Here is a 21,800-nt window from a genome sequence, read left to right on the forward strand (position 1 = left end):
TATTAACCTTCGGGTGTGGTTCCATCTGAAGCAGGTTCAACCGCAGCCGCCGGCGCTTCCGGCGCCGGTTCAGACTGAGCCGGACTACGCACACTGTAGAGGGCTTGGATAGCGCGCTGTGCCAAACAAACAAACGAGCGGTGCAACGGCGCACCGCCATTGATCGGGAAGATCGTCACGTTGCGGAGCGGAATGAAATCATCGGCCAACGCCGTCAACATCTCTTCCAATTCAACGTCTGGCCGGCGATACATTTCGGCCCGCACTGCAAATTCGCTAGCAAAAAACATCACCGGCTGTGTAGCCCGCGGCGGCGCTAAAACGCGATAATCCGGCGGCGGTTCAGGCTCTGCTAACACTGCCACGAGCAGCGCATCACCCCATGCCACTAAGGCTTGTGGCACCCGCTGCGCGTGCTGCGGACGCCAGAGCGGGGCGATGCTGACCTCATGGAGGTTCACAAAGCGGCTCATCCGGTTGTTAAGGGCATCACTCACCCTGCGGTACAAGGGCAGCGTATAACTGCCGGTGTAAAGCAACGTAGGTGTGAAGATCTCGACCGTAAAGGTGAAGCCATCGCTCATACTGTCTCCTGCACCGCAGCGAGCGCTTGCCAGAAGCCGGGATAGCTCACCGCAGCGGCTGCCGGTTCTAAGATGGTGGTTTCGCCTCGCGCTACCAGCGCTGCAATCGCCCATGCCATCGCCAACCGGTGGTCGTGATAGCTATCAAGGGTTGTACCGTGCAATTGGCCGGGCCGACCAATAATGACCATCCCATCGGCGGTTGGTTCGACCAACATACCCATCGCGCTCAAACCGGCTGCCACCGTCGCGATACGGTCGGTCTCTTTGGCGCGTAACTCGTGCGCATCGCGGATGACCGTCTCACCATCGGCACAGGCCGCGGCCACTGCCAAGATCGGGATTTCGTCGATCAAGCGCGGGATCAATTCACCGGCGATGGTTGTGCCGCGCAGGGTTGACGAACGCACCACCACATCGCCAACCGGTTCGCTCCCTTCTAAGCGCTCGTTGACAACCTCAATCGCCGCTCCCATCGCACGCAACACATCGAGCGCGCCAGTGCGGGTCGGATTGAGGCACACGCCGGGAGTAACCAATTCGGCATCGGGATGGATCGCCGCCGCTACCCACCAAAAGGCGGCTGACGAAGGATCGCCGGGCACGCGCAGCGAGAGCGCCGCTGGAGCAGTGGCCGCGGTTGGCGGACGCAACGTAATCTGCTCGGCAGTCACCGTAATATCAAGCCCCATCGCCGCCAGCATGCGCTCAGTATGGTCACGTGAGTCAATGCGACCGGTCAGGGTGATGGGACTATCGGCGTTCAACGCCGCCAGCAAGAGGGCCGACTTGACTTGAGCTGATGCGATCGGCAACTCGTACTGGCCACCGCGCAGCGCGCCGCCGCGAATCGCCAATGGCGCCCGATCGCCCTCGGCGCGGCCATCGATCTGCGCTCCCATCGCGCGCAACGGCACAACAATCCGGCGCTGCGGACGCGAGCGTAATGAGGCGTCGCCGGTCAACACACTAAAGAACGGTTGACCAGCCAGCAACCCGGCCAGCAGGCGCAAGGTTGTGCCAGAGTTACCGCAATCGAGCACATCAGATGGCTCGCGGAAGCCACCCAAGCCGGCGCCATGCACCACCAGCTCGCGCTCACCGAGCTGTTCAACCGTCACCCCCAACCCCCGCACGCAAGCCACCGTAGAAAGGCAATCAGCGCCGGGCAAAAAATTGGCAATCTGCGCACTGCCGGTCGCGATAGCGTTAAACAACACCGCGCGATGTGAAATCGACTTATCACCCGGCACCTGAACCACACCGCGCAACCGGCTCGGCGCAGTTAATGTTATCCCTGTCATCGCCGCCTCATCCGCTCTAGCCCGCCGGCTCAGCGTCGGGAGCCACAATCAGCTTGTACCCAAACCCGCGCTGTGTCACCAAATACCGCGGTCGCGACGGATCGGGTTCGATTCGCTGGCGCAACCGGTAGACAAGCGCATCTATCGCATTGTAATCAAAGATGGCATAATCCCACACCTGATTAGCGATCTCCTCCTTACTCACCACCTCACCCTGCCGGCGGTAGAGCAAGGCCAACAATTGGAACTCTTTCACCGTGAGCGGCGGCGTGAGCAACTCACCGCGAATGTACACCGACTTGGTTGGTTCATCAACCCGGATCTCGGCCCGCACTGCCCGCAACAGCGCAGGGTCAAGCATCCCCTTCATCGTTGCGGCGGGGTCGTTAAACACAATAACGGTATCGGCGATCAAGATTTGATCAGCATGATGCAGGCTGCGCGCGCCGCTCACGCGCTCTTGATTAAGGAAGGTGCCGTTCGTACTCTCAAGATCGCGAATAAAAAACCCTTCTTCCGTCTGTTCAAAGCGCGCATGACGCCGGGAAGCGAGCGGATGATCGATAATAATGTCATTCGAGCTATCACGGCCAACGGTAATGACCGATCGATCCCACACGATTTCCCGATAGTCGCCGTTACTACGTTTGACAATCAATTGCGGGGCGGGAGCGGATTGCATCGTTCACCAGCCTCCAGCTACAACATGCTTTTGAATGCGCAGATGCGATGTGGTACAATCGCTTTGACCTTGCTGATTATACCATGGCATATTCGCCTGTGGCAGACGTTGAATTCACAGCATTCCACTAATGGGTGATCGGAGACACGGGTGAGCAGTATTAGCGGGCGGCGCATTGGCCGGTACGAGTTAATCGAGGAGCTGGGCCGCGGCGGGATGGCGCGCGTGTATCGGGCGCGTGACACCCAACTTCAGCGCATCGTTGCCCTCAAGGTGCTGGCTGCACAACTAAGCATGGACGCAGAGTTTATCAAGCGGTTCGAGCGCGAAGCGCGTACCGCCGCTAATCTGCGCCATCCGAATATCGTGACGGTATACGATATCGGTGAGGATCAGGGGCTGCACTATATCGCGATGGAGTACATTGACGGTTTGCCCTTGCATACCATTCTCGAACGGCATGTCGTGCTTGGGCTTGGCTATGCGATTGCCCTACTCGAACCAATTGCCGCCGCGCTCGATTACGCTCATCACGCTGGCGCTGTCCATCGCGATATCAAGCCGCATAATATTATGGTTGATCGCAATGGCCGGGTGGTGTTGACTGATTTCGGCATTGCCCAAACCCCCGAAACCGATGATCAACGGCTGACTCGTACCGGCGTCTTTATGGGAACGCCGGAATACATTTCACCCGAACAGGCCGAGGCTCGCCGGGTTGACGGACGCAGCGATCTTTATTCGCTGGCCGTGGTAGCCTACGAGATTATTGCCGGACGGGTGCCGTTTAGCGGGCCAACGCCGCAATTGATCGTCGCCCATGCCCAACTGCCGCCGCCGCCGATCTCTTCCATCGCCCCCGATTTACCGACTGATCTTGATTTAGTGCTGACCCGCGCACTGGCCAAACGCCCCGAACGGCGTTTCCAAACCGGCGCAGCCTTTATCGCTGCGCTCCGCGATATTGCTGATCGGAACGGGATTGTTCCCGCCACGGCTGCCGATCTGGCGGCGCTTGTCGCACTGCCGGCCCTCGATCAAGCCGAGCCGACAATACCAGCATTGACGGCCCAACCACGGGCAATGGCCGAGCCGCCAGCGCCCCAACCAGCGCCTAGCTCATATCCACCGGCAGGCTCCAACCGGCCAGCAGCGCTATCGGCCAGCGTTGTACCGAACCGCCCGGCTGCACCGCCTAACGCACCAAACAACCAACCGCTGGTTGCGCCACCGGCCCCGCCCGCCAAACCCCCTGCCCGGCGGAATACACCGGCCCATCCGTACGAGCACGGGAATATTGCGGTACCCAGCGATCGGGCCGATCAACTGCCGTTTTTCATTATCGGCGGTATCTTGCTGGTGGTCGCCATTGCATTAATCGTGTTTGTGGCACGCAGTTTCAGCGATAACGCCGCACCCCCACCGGCGCCGACGGTTCCATCCGCTCTGTCACCCACCTTGGCCGTGCCTCTGCCGACGGCTACGGCAACGTTTACAACCGTGCCGACAGCCCCCCCAACCGCAACACCTCTGCCTACCGACACCCCATCACCGGTTCCACCGTCGCCAACTGCGCCGCCGCCACCACCGCCGCCAGTACCGACGGTAACACCATCGCCAACAGAGACGCCAACGCTGACGGTAACACCATCGCCAACCCTAACGGGCACACCGGCTACCACCGGCACCCCGACGCCAGAAGGCACGCCGGCTACCACCAGTATTGCTACGCCGACAGAAACTGCTACGCCACTGCCAACGCCAGTACCAGTAACACCGGTGAACCCATAAGCGCCTGTGTACTATAATGGATTACGAGAGCCGGTGGGAATGTAATGAGCGAGGGCATTATGCCGGTCGCGTTTGTCATTGAAGTGCATATCCCATACGTGCGTCATCCCGGACGGCATCCTATTGGCGAAGAGTATCTGCACGCTTTTACCGCACAGATGCTGATTCCCCTGCTCGATCTGGTCGGTGAATTGCAACGCCACCATCTACCGATCACGCTCGCCTTGGCATGCTCACCAGTTGCACTGGAACAGTGGCGCGACCGGGTTGTCAGCAAGCATTTTACGCAGTGGCTGGAAGATAAAATTGCTCGCCATCAAGCCGAACTCGCTCGATTTGAAGCGGAAGGCAATCGCCACGGTGCTTATCTCGCACGGTTTTACCTTGATTGGGATCGCCAAACGCTGCGCACATTCAATACTCGCTACCAGCGCAATTTGGCCGGGCGGCTGCAAGAATTAGTTATAACCGAGGTGCTTACGCCGCTTTGTTTGCCGGCCAGCCACGCCATTTTACCATTGCTAAGCCGTGAGAGCCTCGTGCGAGCGCAACTCGAGCACGGCTTGCTCTATATCTCGCGCCACCTCAAACGACCGGAAGGACTCTGGCTGCCCGGTTGCGCATGGCGACCGGGAATCGAGCAGATAGCGCTCGATTTGGATCTACGTTATGTCATTGTGGATCCAACTTACGTGCGCGCTGGCCAATTGCCCGGCTGGATCATCCCGCGTCGACTTGCAGCCATTGGGGTTGAGAGCGAACTATCCCGCCACATTTGGTCTACCGAACTAGGATATCCGGGTGATCCGCTCTACCGGAACGCTGCTGATCCAACCGGTTATACGGCCAATGGCCTCAATGAGCCACAACCATATGATCCGTATGATGCGCTGCGGCGCGCGCAAGAACATGCCAACCATTTCGTCGAGCAACTCCTGTACCGGTTGAATCACTTGCCGGCTGACACCACGATCGTGGTACCAATTGATGCTCGCTGGTGGGGAACCTGCTGGTTTGAAGGGCCAACATGGCTGCAAGCAGTATTAACCCGCTGCGCGACTGATGCTCGTCTCGGTTTGACGCATCCCGGAACGATACTGGCCGGCCTACGCACGGGCGAGACCGTTTCGCTGCACACTGATGCCCATTTCCCTCATTCCCTCTCGCGTTGGCAGTCGCCAAGCGCGCAGCGCTATTGGCAGGCACTCCACGACGCTGAACAACGGTTTGCTGATTTAATCGCACACTACCCGGCAGTCGAAGGATTTCGCGAACGGGTACTGACGCAAGCGGCACGCGAAATATTGCTAGCTGAACAGAGTGATTGGGCTGAAGATCCGCAAGAATTGGGCTGGCAACGACACCTCGATCGCTTCGAGCAACTATTCGCGCTTGCGCGCCAAGAGTCGTTGAGCGCGACCGATCTCTTTACGCTTGAGCAGATCGAAACGCACGACGCGATCTTTCCGGTGTTGAATTACCGCTTGTTTGGCAAGGGATGAGCGATTACGTAGCCGGCTAAGATGCCGGACGGCATCACTCATACCTCCCACCCCGCCGGTATGGTGTACGTTTCGCGCCGCCAGCGCCAACCCGGCTCTAAAATCTCTCCCGGCTCGGCGAAGTAGAGACTGTGTAGCGCCGCATGCAATACAGTCAACTGTTGCGCCCGGTTCCCCGGTTCGCCTAACGGATGACCAAACGGCCATGCCAGATGCAGGGTACGTGGCGGACGCACCTGTTCAGCAATCGGCTTGAGACTGACGATACAAATCGTGCTGATGCCGGCGTCTTCGATGATGCGTGCGATCAGTCCCACGGACTGATTGCACAACCCTCAGGCTGGGGTAAGCAAGATAGCATCAACCTGCTCTTGCTTGAGGAAGCTGGCGACTTCAGGAGCAGTTTGCCGCAGTAAGGTTTCGAGATGGGGTGGTTCGATATGGCCCATGAAGCTGTAGCAATCGGCCAGACTGCCAATAATCCCGCGCTGCGCCAACGAGCGCATCAATTCTAGCGGGAAGAGAATATTGAGATCACGCTCGGCATCGGTGTGATCGTAGTAGTCGTGCGTGATAGTGAGATCGGCCACCGGCGTATCAGCCGGAATGCGGCGATAGGTAGGGTCACCGCGTGGATCGACCATATCAAACGGCGGTTGATCGTGCCGGTGAACGCCGCCGGTCGTCACTAGCGCAAAGCGAGCTTCGGCCAGCGGTTTACGCAGGGGGGTGAAGGGTACCGTATCGAAACTGAGCGCACGATACGCACCACCCCACAAGCGGGCCAATGCCGGTAGCTGCGAGAAGATCTGGCCGGTCAGCCGGTAGAGATCTTTGAGTGAGCGATTGCGCCAGTCGCCGGTCATATTATCCTCTGCAATACCTATACTACTGGTGATCCTGCGCTTGTAGTATACCCTCGTTTTGGTCGGTTGGTCGATCCCGGCCAGCGTTAACCGCGATTCAACGACCAGTCATACGGACGATAGACCAAGCGGCCTCGCTGCGCTTGTAGCAGCCATGCTCGGCGTTCGTCATCGGGCAGCGCCTGCCGCAAGAGTTGTACAATCCCACTGGGACCGCCAAAATCTTCGCGATACCAGTCGAAGATGCGCGACAGATGGATCTCACCGCGAGCCGGATCGATGGTCACGTCAGCCTCAACAAAACTGCGCAGCGCCAGATCGAGCTGGGCATCGATCTGCTCAGCACTGTAGACGCCAATCGGCGGGCACGAACGGCTGGCGCAATTGAGTGCAAAGTGGATACGGACATCAGGCGGATCGATGATCCACGCGAGGCGCGGATCTCCGGCGGCAAATTGGGGGCCGGGAATAAAGGGATGGCCACGATTAGCGCGCAGGATGCCGTGCTCGATGTCGTTGAGCGAACAACGCTGGCCGCCGATGAGATAGGCCGCCGCCTGAAAGAAGCTCAAGCCGGCCAATTCATTGGCAACGCTGGTCTGGACGCCAAAAGCAATGACGGCATCAATCACCAGCGCGTTGTAGAGGTTGATCCAGAAGGCCAGTCGCGTCGCCCGATCCGGCAACGAAGCCGGATCGAAGCGCTGCAACTGCGGGGTGAGTTCAGCACGGAAAGCGAGGTAAGCCGGATCCGTGCGGAGCCGATCGTAGGCCACCTGCGTACCGCTAGCATCCATCGCCTGTGCCTTAAACCGGTTGACTACCCGCTTGAGTTCGGCGGCCAACGCTGCCCCAGCGACCGTCGTCACCGGCACGGGGCCAGCGTTGAGCACGCTGCGCGCCCGATCGCCCAGCGCCAACCCAAATGCCGTTTCGCGCAACCAGACCAGTTGGCTCATAGGTTACTCCCTAGCAGTTGCCGGAACGAGGCGATTGCTGCGGCAGTGCGCGGGCCAGGCCACGTTAGCGCCATGCCATCACAGAACGCGATTTGGCAACGAGCGGCAATGTCGCTAAACGCCGGCAGATCGCGCTCGCTAAAAGGATACGGCTCGCTCGGCAAGAGGATCATATCGGGATTGAGGGCGAGCAGTTCGGGCAGCGGCGCGCGCGGGTAGCGGCCCGGCAGCGCTGCGGCTACATTGATCCCGCCACTGAGGCGCAAGAGATCGCCAGCGTAGGTATCTTGCCCCACCGCCATCCACGGATCACGCCAAATCAACGCCAGTACCCGGCGCGCCGGCGGCGGCGGATCGGCCATAGCTGCCTGCATCGCGGCAACCATTGGCGCAGCCGTGACCGCCACCCCAAGCGCGTCAGCCAGCGCTGCCAACTGTATGGCGGCATCGGCCACGCTGCGAATGGCGGTAACATAGACATTGACACCGGCAGCAGCTAAAGCCAGCACATCGCGCTCACGGTTCTCTTCTTGCTCGGCGATGACCAAATCGGGGTGCAGCGCGAGAATCGCTGTCCGATCCGGGTTCTTAGTACCGCGCAGTCGCGGCAGATGCGCGATGGCTGTTGACGGCTCGATGCAATAGTCGGTAATCCCCACTACCCGCTCGCCGGCGCCTACGCTAAACAGCCACTCGGTCATACTCGGCACCAACGAGACAATCCGTTGCGGCGGCGCGACCAACTCGATTGTCCGGCCAACGGCATCGCGCACTTGCATCACGTCCTCCGCACAGTCATCAACCATCGATCACGAAGACCGGAACGGTGCTGCCGCCGCCGGCAGTGACATTCAGCAACGTCACCGTAGACAGCCGGCACAGACAGCCATTAACTTCGGTGCCAAACAGGAACGGATCGCTATCAACCAACCGCTCGCCGATCACGACCTGCCCATCAACCAGTGCCGGATACGGCTCATACGCAATGGTCACGCGCTCTTGCACTACAAACGGCGAGGCAAGGGCAGCATTCAGCGCAGCATCCCACTCGGCGGCACTCGCCTCCCAGCCGATGGTAATCCCCTTGCCGCCGTACTCATCGTTCGGCTTTAGCACCAACCGCTCGCGGTTAGCTCGGGCAAAGGCCAGCAAATCAATCGTCTCACCCTGATAGGTCGTCTGGCCGGATCGCACGACGCGCGTCCATGGCACGTGCGCAGCAACCGCAGCGCGCTGTTCAGCGCTCAGCGGATCGTGGAACCGTTCATCAGACAGCAGGGCAAACAGCGACTTCTTGTGCAGCAATTTGGCGCGAAACGAATTGACGATTACGCATGCGCCGGCGGCATACGCCTGCACCAGCGGATGGCTGAGCGCATCATCACCGTAGTGAGTAAGAAACTCGCTGGTTAACACCCGTTTAAAGACGATTGTGACTAGCGTTTCGCTACCGTCTTCCAACCGCGCCCACAACTGGCCATCGTGGAAGGCAAGGTCTTGCGGCGCGCAGATCACCGCCGGCAAGCCGTGCTCATTGAAATAGCGCCGGAACATCTCGAATTCAGTAGCAGTCGGCACGCCGCGCCAATCAACAATCGCCACCTGCGGCTCTTGGCCGGGGCTACCGGCTGCTCGCCAGCAATCCATCAGCGTGCGCAGCATGTACGGGCGGGCAGGCAACGGCATCAGCGAATAGCGTTTGGCGAACTCTTCCATCACTGGCATGGCCAAAAAAGCCTGCGCCAGCAAATCTTCGTAGGCAATCGCCGCCGGACTCTCGGCGTTATACTCAACAAATTGCAGCGACGAACCATCCACAGTGAGGAAGGTATCCATCCGGGAATGGGCGCTCGGTTCGAGATAACCGGGATGCATCGCGATCAGGCGCTCTTCGAGGGGGGTGAGCATTAACGTATCGCGCACCGCTTGGCCGGTTTCGTTGTGTTCAAATGCTGCGGCTACGATCGCACGCGCCGCTTCAGCGACTTGTTGCGTTCCTCGTCGTAACAAATCGTACTGCGATGCCGTCATCAACCGCGGGCGCAATACGGTAGCCAGCGGACGCTCGCCGAAATAGAGCTGGCGGGCGCGCATTTCTTCGGTTAGCCGCTGCCATGATGCGGCTGCCAGCGCCGGATCGAGCAGAGCATGGTAATCGGCGATTGCCTGTGCAAGGGTCATGGTCGTTCCTTACCGGTCTTTAGACAACGTTTAATGGCTCACCCCAGCTCTCTTTGAATAGCCACAAAGAGACATAAAAGGTACCAAAAATATAACACGAGATTCCTTTTGTGTGGCGCATTGGTAACGCAAAGGCGCGAAGAGCTTTGGGGTTGTTATTGCGAGTCGAGTGGAGCGAGGCGAAGCAATCTCCCACAACGGCGCGATTTCATCACTCATAGAGGGGCGCTGCTGCATTCCGCCCAGCAATGCCTTGCCCGCCATCCAGCCGCTACCTTCTCCCACCTGACGGTGGGAGAGGAGGCCGGGAAGGTGAGGGGTATCCCCTCCTCGGCCCTCTCTGAATAACCACCAAGGGACACACAAGGCACCCAACGACAACTTGCTTTCTCGCGCCTTTTGCGGGTTTTCGCGGCCATTCTCCAGCGGGAGGGGTGGGTACCTTTACGCTTCTTCAGCCATCTTCTTCTTGCGCGTTGTCCGGCGCTTGGGCGCAGCCGGCGCTTCGGCAGCCGGCGGATCACCATTGGGAGCAGCTTCCGGTGCAGCAATCGGTGCAGCAGCCGGGGCCATCGGGCCGTTCAACAAGCGATGCCATGCAAACTCCTCCGGCTTGGCCCGGCCTTGCAAGGCCAGCTCGATGGTGAAATCGGCCATCGTGCGCACCACCCAGTCGAAATAGAAGGGTGTGAGCGAATTGACATCGAAGTCGGGGGCGGGGTTGGTGAAGTCAATCGCGTAGGCAACACCATTGCGGATAGCGAACTCGACCGTGTTCATATCGTAGCCGAGAGCCTGATTCAGCTTGAGTGCACCTTCCACCACTTGCCGGCCTTCGTCAGGGGTCAGGTAGTTATCGTCGCGGAAATAGCGGTGCGGCCACGGCGCATTGGCATCGAACTTGATCGTCATAATGTGGCGGCGACCGATCACGATGCAGCGCACATACTTCTCCCACGCGATGTACTCTTGCAGCATCATGCACTCGATGCCGGTCTCGTTGTAAGCGCGCCACAACTCCTCATACGAATGCACCTTGTAGACCTTCTTAAAACCGCCGCCCCACGCCGGCTTGAGAATGACCGGGAAGCCGCCGACATAATCGACGTGCTCTTTCCACGGAATCGGGTATTGGAGATTGCGCAGCGACTCTTCAACCACGCCTTCGATATAGGAATGCGACGGCAGCGCCACCGTGCGCGGGTGGGGAATGCCGAGCGCCGTCGCCAACGACGCGCCGAAAAACTTATCATCTGCGCTCCACCAGAAGGGGTTGTTGACAATGCGGGTGCCACTCAGCGCCGCCGTCTTGAGAAACGTGCGGTAGTATGGAATCTCATGGCTAATGCGATCGACAATCACGTCGTAGTCGCACAACTCGGCCATGCGCGTTCCACCCAGCTTGATGAACTCGGCCCGCACACCAACATTGCGCCGATTGACCTCTTCGATAAAGGCGGGCGGCCACGACCACTCGCGACCGACGAGAATGCCGATCTTTCTGACATTCACCATAAACCTCCTTATATAGTAACAGGTATCATTTCATAAACCAGCATGGCTGATTGTAGCATAAAGCATGCCAGCTCGATCACCACGGAAACAGCAACGGTACCACCAACAGGCAGATCACGAGCACCACCACTTGCAACGGAATACCGGCGCGGGCATAATCGGCAAAGCGGTAGCCTCCCGGTGCCAGCACGAGCGTGTTAACCGGCGAGGCGATCGGAGTGGCAAACGCCGTCGAAGCGGCAATCGCCGCCGTGATGATGAGCGGCTCCGGCGCTAGGCCCAATTGCTGCGCAATCCCCAGCGCAATCGGCATCATCAACACGGCAGTAGCAGTATTTGAGATGAATTGGCTGAGGAAACTGGTGATGATGAACACACCGGCCAGCACCACTAGCGGCGAGAACGCGCCGAGCGTCATCGCCAGCTCGCTGGCGATCAGAGCTGCGCCGCCAGTTTTAGTGAGAGCCGTCGCCATCGGCAACATCGCCGCAATCAACACCAAGCTCTCCCAACTGAGACGACGGTAGATGTCGTCAAGCGGTACACAACCGGTTATCGCCATTGCCACGGCTGCGATCAGCGCCGTTGTGACCGTCGGTAGCCACCCGCCCGCCATTACGACCAACATCGCCAGCATAATGACGATCGCGAGTAGCGCACGCCGGCTGAGCCGGTCGCCGCTGACAGCCAGATCACGCGGCAGCGCCACCACCGCCAGATCGCCAAAGGTGCGTTGATCGCGCACGATTGTCTCAAGCCGGGCCGGCGGACCAGCAACCAGCAACGTATCACCAAAGCGCAACGTCTCGTGGGCCGGATCGCCAGCAAGCGGCTGGCCCAACCGGCGCGCGCCCAATACCGTCACCCCAAATAGTTGGCGCAGCTCCGAAGCAACCACCGTCTGGCCAATAAACCGCGAACGCGGGGTGAGTGCCACTTCCATCACCGGCAAATCCGGCCCAAACGGCAGATCGGGCTGCGGCGCTTGCGGGATCAATCGCTCGGTACGGCAGAGCGCCGCCACCGCCGCCTCATCACCGATCACATCGAGCAGATCGCCGGCCAGTACCCGCGTTGCAGCAGTGACTGCGCGCGCCGGGCCGGGAGCTGGCCGATTGGCCGGCCAGCGGCGAATTCCCACCACCGTCACCCCATACCGGCTGTGCAAACGTGCCTCGGCCAGCGTCAAACTGGCTAGCGGCGAATCGGCGGCGACCCGCACCTGTGCCAGACCCTCGGTTAAGCAGTACTCGGCAGCCAATTCGGCCAGTGTTGGCCCGCGCGTCTCGCCCGTCGCCGACGCAACCCGCGCTGGCAACAACCAATGACCGAACAGCACGATTACGAGCGTGATCACGATCACAACCAAGCCGCCAATCGGGGTAAAACTAAAAAAGCCGAGCGGAGGCCGCCCAGCAGCTACCACCGCATCGGCAGCAATGAGATTAGGCGGCGTTCCGACAAGCGTTAGCATTCCTCCAGCCAAAGCCGCATACGCCAGCGGCAACAGCAAGCGTGACGGGCTAATGCCGGCGCGACGGGCCAAATTGACTGCAATCGGCAGCATAATCGCTACTGTGCCAGTTGAGCTGATGAATGCCGACAGTACGGCCACCGGAATCATCAACGTCACCAGAATTCGGCGCTCGTTGTTACCGGCAAGCAGGCCCAATCGCTGACCAATCCACGCCGCCACGCCGGTCTGGAACAAGCCATCGCCAACCACCATGAGCGCGGCGATCAGTAACACGGTTGTATCGCCAAATCCAGCCACCGCTTCGGCAGGGGTGAGAATGCCGCTCAGCATCAGCGCCAGCATCCCCATCATTGCGACTAGATCGAGCCGGATGCGATCGCTGACAAACAGCGCGATCATCACCCCCAGCACGATAAACACAAAGGCAATATCGTTTGTCATTACGTCAATTCATGAATCCGTGCCGCGACCGAACGCAGCGCCGCGGTATCGTCTTCGGTCAACCCGATGTCGGCAGCAGCACGCGCTGCCGCATAAACCAACAGCGAAGGCGACGCCGCCGGCTGCACCGGCGATGCAGGCGAAGCTACTGCCGCCAAAGGTGGGGCCGGATCCCAGAGCGGCTCGGTGCGGAGTAAACGCGGGGCCGGCCAACCGTAGACCTCGGCCAAAAAGCCAATCATCGCCCGCGCCGCGCCGGGCAAGGTATGATTGGTTGCTACATAGGCTCGCGCCCGTGCTCCTAAGGCCGCCGCCAGCGCCGGATCAGCCAGCAAGCGCCGACAGTAGGCGACGATCATATCGGTCTCGCTCTCGTCAACATCCACCTGCGCCGCAACGTCGGGCGGTAGTTCGCGGAAAGCATCAACTGCGCTGACCAGCGTAGGCTTGCCCGCGCCGAGCAGACGCAACAGGCTGGCGCTCGTTTCGCCAGCGGTCGGGTAGCGCAAATTCAGGCAAACATCGGTCGCCGCGACATAATCCTCAAATTGGCTACGCTCAACATAGCCGGTGACGGTTACTGCGGCTTGCAGGCCAAGCCGTTGGATCACGCTCTTGAGGTCGTAATTAGGCGACACGGAACCGACTAACACGCAGTGAGCATCGATCCCCTCCCGGCGCAAGAGAGCCAGTGCCCGCAGCGTTGGTTCGATCCGTTTCCAAGCATTGATATGGCCAAATGTAGCCAATAACGGCAGCTCAAGCGGAATGCCCAACCGCCGGCGCGCTTCGTTTCGATCAATCACTGGCGGCAACGGCACTCCCATCGGCACAAGACCACGCGGCAGATCGGGCCGGATGGCAGCTACCCGATCTAACAGATACCGGCTATGCCCGATTACCGCCTTGGCAGCGGCCAGCACATCTTCGTTGCAGGGAAACGAAAACGCTGCTTCGCTAAAGCGCGAACGGATCATGAGCTGAGCAACATGTTCGCCATCCGCGCCGTAGCGCGCCCGCATCATTGTCACGTAACGTTGCACGTCGTGCTGCACATTCGCCGCGTACCATAGCATAAAGTGATGCAGCACGAAATCGTGCAGCACGATCACGCCGGGAACGCGCTGCGCAACCCGCCAGATACTGGCATGAGCAGGGCTGTTGCCTATATGGTAGACGATCGCATCAAACGCTCCCCGCCGGGCTAGCCGTTCAAGCTTGCGGATAGGCAAGACCGTGAACTGCCGCTCAAGCTGCGGGTTTGTCGGACGCAACCCATCCGCAACAAACAGCGTGATCTCAGCGTATTGGGCGAGGTAGGGCAGCAGCTCCTCGCTATAATCGGAAATACCCGACGGGGCAGGGTTGACGGGTGAACAATAAGCGATACGCGGGGTCATGCACGCTCCACCAAAGCCGCCACCAGCTCGCGGCAGAAGGCGGGAATATCGGCCACCACCCGCCCCCACACCAGATGACCATCGCGGAAGGCAGCTTCGTCCACCCATGTCGCGCCGGCATTAATCAAATCGTCTTTGATCCCGGTCGAGCCAGTGGCCGGACGACCGCGCACAATCCCGGCGGAAATCGCGATCGAACCGCCGTGACAGATAATCCCTATCACCTTACCGGCGGCATCCATCGCTCGCACCAAATCGGTCACCACCTGATAGCGACGGAGCTTATCCGGCGCCCAACCACCGGGCAACACCAAGCCAAACAGGTCATCGGCGCGCAATTCGGCAATGGTCGTCGTGGGGGTCATCTCTAGCCCATTCTTACCACGCACCGGGCGCAGATCAAGCCCAGCGGCCAACACCTCAGCGCCCTCTTCTTGCAGGCGCATCAGTGGCACGTAAAACTCAAGGTCTTCAACCCCTTCGGCCAATAGAACTGCAATCCGTTTGCCTGCTAGTCGCATGACTGGTGCTCCTGTATTATGGAAAGACGTTGCAGTGCAACGTCTCTACTTGCCCGAACCCGGCCACGGCCGTACACAATTCCCACCAGCCGCCTTCGCCGCGTATAATGCCTCCCCTGCGCGGCTCAATAAATCAGCCGCATTGCGCGCATCGCGAGGGAAGGCGGCTACGCCGATCGAAATCGTCACTTGCAGATCAAGCGTACTAGGGCGAATCACCGTCCGCGCCACTGCATCGCGCCACTGTTCGGCGCGGTGCAAGATGGTTTCTAACGTCACCCGCGGTAATACGAGCAGCAATTCATCGCTGCCGTAGCGACAGAAGATATCGCCGCCACGCACTTGCCGGCCAATCAGACTCGCCAGATGTTGCAACACCGCATCACCGAGCGCACGGCCAAATTGCCAATTCACCTGTTCAAGTTGGTCAATATCGATCAACGCCACACTCAACACCACCTGTTCACGATCGGCGCGCCGCAACTCGCGTTCCAGCGTCTCGTTGAGATAGCGGCGCGTATACAGACCGGTGAGCGGATCGCGGATCTGCTCATTCTGCAAACGCACCGTCAAGGCATGCGCTTGGGCCCGCGCCTCGGCCAACTGGTGGCGGCGCGTTTGCTCAATCTGCCAGCGCGTTTGCGCAGTCGCCAACGCGCGCAGCAAACATAACGGCTGTAAATCAGCTACTGTCAGCACTTCATGAGCGCCCGCCTGTAACGCGGCGACGGCAGCATCCACATCTGCTACGAGACCAATCAAAGGCGACTGCTCGGCTTGCGCGGCGAGATCGGGCGGTATCTGTTCGCGCAAGTCGATAAGATGCGGTGACGAGGATGCAACCGTGGCTACCGGCACAACCTGCCACGCTGAACCCAATAGCGCACTGAGCTGTGCTATCAACGCCTGATCGCTCGTCAAGATTGGAAAGAGCTGGGTGGCGGATACCATAGCCTGCCTGCAGTTAGATGACCGATCCTGCGTCAACGATAGCACACTTCAACCTTCTCGACAAGACAGTGATGGGTCAGCCTCTATCGCGGAGCGCGCGGTATACATTCCCCAAACAACACGATCCCTGTGGATTGCGTAACTCGCAAGCGCATTGGCCGGCGGCTATACCCGCTCTGATATCGGCAATGATGGCTTCGTATTCAGCGGCGGTAGCCTGCTGAAGATCACTGGCACGATACCGGAAGCAGTAACAGATAAAAACGTTAGATTGATCTGTTTCTTTTTGATATACTCGTTCACGCACCTGATCAACCGTAAGTGTCTGTGCATCAGCTACACAGTAGTAGACGACCGGACAGTGAGGCGTATGACAAAATTGATACGACGTTGATCGCAACCAACGCAAGCTGATTGCAGCCATTACTTTCACGGTCTGTATCGAAACAGACACCCCCTTAGCACCACAAGCTGGACACAGCCCCAACTGCGCATGTGTTTCATGGCTTGTTGTTTCAGCAGGTGACGAGCACGCGCGGCTTTTTCGCATTGTGATGACTCCTTCGCGACCGGCAATGACACGGCTGTCGTTACCATACGCCTTCTAGCTAGTGGAAGGTCAAGTGATCCTGATATCAATAGTGTAAGGAAATCGTTGTTTGCCGTTTATTCGTTTGAAGTACAATAGGAGGTATCGTAAAAACGACGCAACCCTCGCCTTACCACATCAGATTGGCCAAAAGAGTTTTTTTCAGACGAAAGATGGCAGCGATCACATCTGAGTGGAACGCACCAATGGCGGCAATCCCATTTGTGATGATCTATCTCATTCCGGCAGTTATCTCGGCCGGTCTAGCGATCATGATGTGGCAAAACCGCTACTATCGCGGTGGCCGCCCTTTCACCCTCCTACTCGCTGCAGTTGGATGGTGGAATATGTGCCATGCGTTAAGTATTGCTGACACGACCTTTGAAGGTACTCTCTTCTGGTCATTGTTGCAAAATGTAGGGACGGTACTGATCGGGCCGTGCTGGCTCCTTATTGCACTCGCCTATTCGGGTGAATGGTGGCGGGTGCCACGTTGGCTCCGGCGCGGCATCTTTGTGCCCGAATTGATAGCGCTGGTCATTGCACTCACCAACAATCTGCATAACCTCTGGTGGGCCACCGTCGAAGCTGACACCTCACGCCCATTCCTCTGGCTGTCGGTCACAAGGGGGCCGGCATTTTGGTTTCATACGGTCTATGCTTACGTCTGTCTCGCCATTGGGATCATCGTGCTGGCCCGCGCCTCGTGGCAAGCGCCGCCGGTGCATCGTTATCATGCTCGCCTGATGCTCACCGCGGCCCTCATTCCGGCTGCCGGTAATATTGCTTTCCTTAGCGGACTAAAGATGCCATGGAACGATGACCCTACTCCGATCCTGCTCTTCATCTCGGCGACGCTCGGCATTTACACGACGATGCGCTACCGATTGTACGACCTCGCTCCGTTGGCCGAACAAGAAGTGATCGCCGGCTTGCCTGACGGCCTGATCGTGCTCGATAGTCGCGGACTGGTCGCCGAGATCAACCAGCACGCACCCCGTTTGCTCGGCGTTGATAGCGATCGCTGGATTGGCCGCCCCTTAACGCAATTGGTCGCCACCTCGCCCTTTGGGCGCGATTTACAGCATCTGTTGAACACGACGCTCACTGCACCAACCCGTCCGATCATTCTCGATAACGGGATCCAAGCGATTGAAGTGCGCCTCCGCCCGCTCCAATCTGCCGCCGGGATTGCCACAGGTTCGTTGGTGCTTGTGCGTGATGTGAGCGAGCGGATGCGTGCTGAGCAAGAACGCGCGCGCCATATCGCTGCGCTGCGCCTAATCAACGCTATCGCCCGCAGCGCCAACACTGCTCAAGAAACCGGCTCGCTGCTCAATACGATTGCGCGGATCATTGTGCGTGAAGGCCATTGGGAACGGATTTCAATTGGCCTGATCGACGAATCGCAGCAGCGTATTACAGTGGTCGTTGACCACACGACCCATGGCGCCGGCCAATTGCAAAACGAAATCATCAGCGGCGCTGCCGCCGCAAGCTTGATCCAGCGCATCCAACAAGGACGGCCAGAATTGATCCATCTGGCCGAACTCACCGAGGAAGATCCATTGGCAATTGGCTTACGGCAAGCAGGATTGCAATCGCTGTTACTGGTGCCGCTCCGGCACGAACACCAAGCGACTGGCGTCTTAGGGTTAGCCACCAATGCGCCCCAGACCATGACGCCAACCTTGAGTGAGTTGGTCACTGCCATCGGCGAATTGATTACCGACGCGATTATTCGCATCCGCCTCTACGAGCAAGTCCAACGGGCCGACCGCCTCAAGACCGGCTTTCTTGCCACTGTCAGCCACGAGTTGCGCACGCCGCTGACTTCAATCATTGGCTATACCGATATGTTGCGGCGCGGGGTATTGGGTGAACTTAGCCCCGACGTGCAAGAGACGCTCGGCTATATGAAGCAGGCCAGTCTCAATCTGATGCGCTTGATTAGCGATATTCTTGAGTTTTCGCGCCTAGAGGCCGGCCAATTGGAGATGGAGGTCGAGCCGGTTGAGGTGAGTACGATCATTCAGAATGTGGCCGGACAGATGCTGCCGCAAGCCCGCGAACGCAATTTGGCGTTGGTGGTGAATGTACCGTCTGATCTGCCGAAAGTGACGGCCAATGCTGGCCGGTTGGAACAGGTGTTGATCAATCTGGTCAGCAACGCGATCAAATTCAACCGCCCCGACGGGCGAGTGGAAATCTGCGCTGAACCACGCGGCGAATGGGTGCGCATCTGCGTCAAAGACACCGGCATTGGCATTGCCCCCGACGATCAAGAGCGGATCTTTGAAGAATTCCAGCGCGTTCGCCAACTTAATGGGCAGAAAGTGCATGGCGTCGGACTTGGCCTTGCCATCTGCCGCCGTCTCATCACTCACATGGGAGGCAAGATTGGGGTCGAGAGCACTCCCGGCGAAGGATCGACATTTTTCTGCGATCTGCCGATGGTTGCGGTATCACGCATTGTAGGGGAATGAGCTGGCGCGTGACCGTACCCCCGATTCTGTTTGATGCCGCCATCTCTCTCGCTGCCAAGCAGCGGCCGCTCCTAGCGCGCCGGGTGTTACCCGGGTTGCCGTCGCGGCGGCGATGCGAGCGAACAGGGTGGTACAATGAACGTGGCCTTACCACGCTCTCCCACCGATAAGCCCGCCCCACGCACCTTGCTCCCCATCGCCGGCGCAGTCGCCTAGCCGCCAGCATTACTGCTGGCGCTGGTCGGCTCTTACCCGACCGTTTCACCCCTTACCGGAAACCCGGCGGGACTGTTCTCTGTTGCCGTCTTGCGTCACCGGCTGATTGCTCAGCCAGTGCCCCCGCTTGCTGTTTCGCGGGGCGGCGTTCTGCCTTACGGCAGGCGGGGAGTCGGGAAGTTCCTCTGGGAAACCCCAGCGGCGGCGCGTCATGCGCCAGCACCAACTCTAGTATAGCATACCAACGCAAAGGCGCGAAGGTTGTTTGAGATGGTTCTTAAGCGCGCTTTGGCCCAGATCGTAAAATGCTTTGCGCCCTTTGCGATCTTCGCGTCTTTGCGTCCTCCGGCTTCTGCGTTTTTGCCCCCTCTGCGGCTTATCCCTGTTGTAAACGCGCCAGCAGCTCTTGTTTGAGATCCCACAGGCGTTGGCTGAGCGAAACGTGATAGATATGCGGGTTCATAATCCGCCTCACCCCAAGATCAAGCCGCTCGACATCGGCATAGCGACGAGCACGCATCTGCTCAAGTGGCAGCGGCTCAACTAGTCGTCGCCCCTCAATCATCGCCGGCTCAAGCAACGGCTCGATCCCAGTCAGCTCAGCCTGCCGCAGGATGCGCTGCCGGGTATGATCACTCGGATGCCGCAAGCGGATGTACTCTTCACTCGATGGATCTTCGTCTTCGAGCGCGATCAGGTCAGCGGTCGCCTTGCCACGGGCATCGTACAACCGCCAAACCCGCTTGAGACCGGGATTAGTCAGCTTCGCCGCGCTCTCGGCAATCTTAATCGCCGGCTGCCACGCCTTGCCATCGTGAAGTGCAACGAGCTTATAGACCCCGCCCAGCGCCCCCTCGCCGTGCGACGTCACCAGCCGGGTACCGACACCATACACCAACCGACGAATAATCGCATCGGCATCGGCGTTATAGCGCCGCGCTTCTTGGGCAATCTGGCTCTGAATCTGCCAAATCACTAACTCATCGAGATCGTTCGACAGCACAATTACCGTATCGGGAAAACCGGCCTGATCCAGCATCAACGCAGTCTGGATCGCAAGATAGGCAAGATCGCCCGAATCGAGCCGCACCCCAACCGGCTTATGGCCTTTGGCGCGCAACTCCTCAAACACCCGGATCGCATTCGGCACTCCGCTGTGCAAGGTATCGATTGTATCTACCAGTAGCAAACAATCGTCAGGATACACCTCGGCATAGGCGCGAAAGGCATCAAGTTCGCTCATCCCAAGAGCCAGAAATGATTGGACCATGGCGTGCGCATGGGTACCCTTCGCCGTTTGACCGATCGTATGAGCTAATCCCACATTCGAGGTAAAATCGGCGCCACCGATCAGGGCCGCGCGCGTGCCGGCATTCGCCCCTAACCCCTGCCCGCGGCGCAGGCCAAACTCCAGCACCGTACTTGCCCCGCTCGCCTCGCGGATACGGCTCGCCTTGGTCGCCACCAAGGTCTGATAATTGAGATGGTTTAGCAGTGCGGTCTCCAGAATCTGCGCCATCAACAACGGCCCGCGCACAATCGTCAGCGGCGCTTGGGCATGCACCACCCGACCTTCAGGCACTGCCCACAATGTCATCCCGCCAAAATGACCATGGTCGCGCAAATAGGCCAAAAAATCCTCGCCAAAGATCGGCTTGCCCACCCGATTCCGTTGACTGCGCAACACCTCAAGTTCGGCTGGCCCAAACGCTGCTGTCTCCATCCAATCGAGCAACCACTCAAGACCGGCGGCGATACAATAGCCGGCTGCATGCAGGCCATAATTGGGCGGCTGTCGGAAGAAATGGTCAAACTGAGCCGGACGCTCGTGAATGCCCATCCGAAAATAGAGCTGGGCCATCGTCAACTGATATTGGTCGGTGAAGAGAATCCCGGTAGCAGTACGGAGCTGCGCGCCATTCATAGGTGCCTCGCTATATAGTGTAAGTTATACACTAATATAGCAGGAATGGGGAAGCTTGTCAATGAATAGCAAACAAACGTACCACCACACGGCCGCAGAGCCGCACAGTCGTGCGGCTCTACGGCCTATCACCCCTTGCTTGTGTAATCCACTGATCCGTCGATGCCACAAGCTCAGCCAAGCCAAGCTCGGCAAAAATCGCCCGAGCTCGTTCGAGGTACGGCAACGCCTCTGCGCCGCGCCCGCGCTGCACCAACACAGCGCCATACTCACCGAGATCGTTGCCCTCGCTGTATCTATCATTGATTGAGCGGCGCAACTCCAGTGCCTGTGCAAGCAAACGTTGCGACTCGGTCGAATCACGGTCAATATGGAGCCGACTGAGCGCCGCTAGCACATTGGCTTCGCCCA

At 59.1% G+C, this 21,800-nt stretch carries 19 protein-coding genes; 3 read left to right on the forward strand and 16 right to left on the reverse strand.

Annotated features, from left to right (window positions below):
- Positions 1-2: 2 nt before the first annotated feature.
- The 3 genes from Q1A59_RS10290 to Q1A59_RS10300 are packed head-to-tail and all read right to left on the reverse strand — an operon-like array spanning position 3 to position 2,570.
- Positions 3-584: a hypothetical protein gene (locus Q1A59_RS10290; protein WP_298406645.1), complete on the reverse strand. Its 582-nt coding sequence runs from the start codon at positions 582-584 to the stop codon at positions 3-5.
- A complete protein-coding gene (aroA, locus tag Q1A59_RS10295) occupies positions 581-1,888 on the reverse strand; it encodes a 3-phosphoshikimate 1-carboxyvinyltransferase (protein ID WP_298406643.1) in 1,308 nt (435 codons plus the stop codon). The genes Q1A59_RS10290 and aroA overlap by 4 nt, the downstream gene beginning before the upstream one ends.
- A 16-nt stretch (positions 1,889-1,904) precedes the next feature.
- Positions 1,905-2,570, reverse strand: a complete 666-nt coding sequence (locus tag Q1A59_RS10300; RefSeq protein WP_298406641.1) for a winged helix-turn-helix domain-containing protein — start codon at positions 2,568-2,570, stop codon at positions 1,905-1,907.
- 150 nt (positions 2,571-2,720) lie between these two features.
- Between Q1A59_RS10300 and Q1A59_RS10305 the strand changes: the two genes are divergently transcribed.
- Positions 2,721-4,361: a serine/threonine-protein kinase gene (locus Q1A59_RS10305; RefSeq protein WP_298406639.1), complete on the forward strand. Its 1,641-nt coding sequence runs from the start codon at positions 2,721-2,723 to the stop codon at positions 4,359-4,361.
- Positions 4,362-4,405: 44 nt separating this feature from the next.
- Positions 4,406-5,863, forward strand: a complete 1,458-nt coding sequence (locus tag Q1A59_RS10310) for a 1,4-alpha-glucan branching protein domain-containing protein (RefSeq protein ID WP_298406637.1) — start codon at positions 4,406-4,408, stop codon at positions 5,861-5,863.
- Between the two features lie 38 nt (positions 5,864-5,901).
- Here the strand turns inward: Q1A59_RS10310 and Q1A59_RS10315 are convergent, their stop codons facing one another.
- From Q1A59_RS10315 to Q1A59_RS10365, 11 genes are all read right to left on the reverse strand, one after another.
- Positions 5,902-6,180: a hypothetical protein gene (locus tag Q1A59_RS10315; RefSeq protein ID WP_298406635.1), complete on the reverse strand. Its 279-nt coding sequence runs from the start codon at positions 6,178-6,180 to the stop codon at positions 5,902-5,904.
- Positions 6,181-6,198: 18 nt separating this feature from the next.
- A complete protein-coding gene (locus Q1A59_RS10320; RefSeq protein ID WP_298406633.1) occupies positions 6,199-6,729 on the reverse strand; it encodes a glycine/sarcosine/betaine reductase selenoprotein B family protein in 531 nt (176 codons plus the stop codon).
- Positions 6,730-6,815: 86 nt separating this feature from the next.
- The gene (locus Q1A59_RS10325) at positions 6,816-7,688 is read right to left on the reverse strand and encodes a DUF547 domain-containing protein (protein WP_298482868.1); all 873 of its coding nucleotides are present in this window, start codon (positions 7,686-7,688) and stop codon (positions 6,816-6,818) included.
- Positions 7,685-8,467, reverse strand: coding sequence for a helical backbone metal receptor (locus tag Q1A59_RS10330; protein ID WP_298406630.1), 783 nt, complete (start codon positions 8,465-8,467; stop codon positions 7,685-7,687). Before Q1A59_RS10330 ends, Q1A59_RS10325 begins: the two co-directional genes overlap by 4 nt.
- A gap of 19 nt (positions 8,468-8,486) precedes the next feature.
- On the reverse strand, positions 8,487-9,869 hold the full coding sequence (locus Q1A59_RS10335; RefSeq protein WP_298406628.1) for a circularly permuted type 2 ATP-grasp protein: 1,383 nt from the start codon (positions 9,867-9,869) through the stop codon (positions 8,487-8,489).
- Positions 9,870-10,313: 444 nt separating this feature from the next.
- Positions 10,314-11,381 carry a hypothetical protein gene (locus Q1A59_RS10340; RefSeq protein ID WP_366144824.1) on the reverse strand — a complete coding sequence of 356 codons (1,068 nt, stop codon included), beginning with the start codon at positions 11,379-11,381 and terminating at the stop codon, positions 10,314-10,316.
- Positions 11,382-11,460: 79 nt separating this feature from the next.
- Positions 11,461-13,302, reverse strand: coding sequence for an SLC13 family permease (locus tag Q1A59_RS10345; RefSeq protein ID WP_299644946.1), 1,842 nt, complete (start codon positions 13,300-13,302; stop codon positions 11,461-11,463).
- Positions 13,302-14,702, reverse strand: coding sequence for a glycosyltransferase family 4 protein (locus Q1A59_RS10350; RefSeq protein WP_298406622.1), 1,401 nt, complete (start codon positions 14,700-14,702; stop codon positions 13,302-13,304). Before Q1A59_RS10350 ends, Q1A59_RS10345 begins: the two co-directional genes overlap by 1 nt.
- Positions 14,699-15,223, reverse strand: a complete 525-nt coding sequence (locus Q1A59_RS10355) for a type 1 glutamine amidotransferase domain-containing protein (protein ID WP_298406620.1) — start codon at positions 15,221-15,223, stop codon at positions 14,699-14,701. Before Q1A59_RS10355 ends, Q1A59_RS10350 begins: the two co-directional genes overlap by 4 nt.
- Positions 15,224-15,268: 45 nt before the next feature.
- Complete coding sequence (locus tag Q1A59_RS10360) at positions 15,269-16,174, reverse strand: GGDEF domain-containing protein (protein ID WP_298482872.1); 906 nt, start codon at positions 16,172-16,174, stop codon at positions 15,269-15,271.
- Between the two features lie 76 nt (positions 16,175-16,250).
- Positions 16,251-16,724, reverse strand: a complete 474-nt coding sequence (locus Q1A59_RS10365) for a putative iron-sulfur cluster-binding metallochaperone (RefSeq protein WP_298406616.1) — start codon at positions 16,722-16,724, stop codon at positions 16,251-16,253.
- Between the two features lie 245 nt (positions 16,725-16,969).
- Here Q1A59_RS10365 and Q1A59_RS10370 point away from each other — a divergent pair, with 245 nt between their 5' ends.
- A complete protein-coding gene (locus Q1A59_RS10370; protein ID WP_298406614.1) occupies positions 16,970-19,249 on the forward strand; it encodes a histidine kinase N-terminal 7TM domain-containing protein in 2,280 nt (759 codons plus the stop codon).
- A 592-nt stretch (positions 19,250-19,841) separates the two neighbouring features.
- On the opposite strand, the gene Q1A59_RS10375 is transcribed toward Q1A59_RS10370, so the two are convergent.
- Together Q1A59_RS10375 and Q1A59_RS10380 are read right to left on the reverse strand one after the other, a co-directional pair.
- Positions 19,842-21,389, reverse strand: a complete 1,548-nt coding sequence (locus Q1A59_RS10375; protein ID WP_298406612.1) for a nicotinate phosphoribosyltransferase — start codon at positions 21,387-21,389, stop codon at positions 19,842-19,844.
- 118 nt (positions 21,390-21,507) lie between these two features.
- Positions 21,508-21,800, reverse strand: a 293-nt coding sequence (locus Q1A59_RS10380) for a tetratricopeptide repeat protein (RefSeq protein ID WP_299644947.1), incomplete at its 5' end; no start/stop codon positions are given.

It is taken from the genome of uncultured Chloroflexus sp., from assembly GCF_937951745.1.
In the GTDB taxonomy this organism is placed as follows: Bacteria; Chloroflexota; Chloroflexia; order Chloroflexales; family Chloroflexaceae; genus Chloroflexus.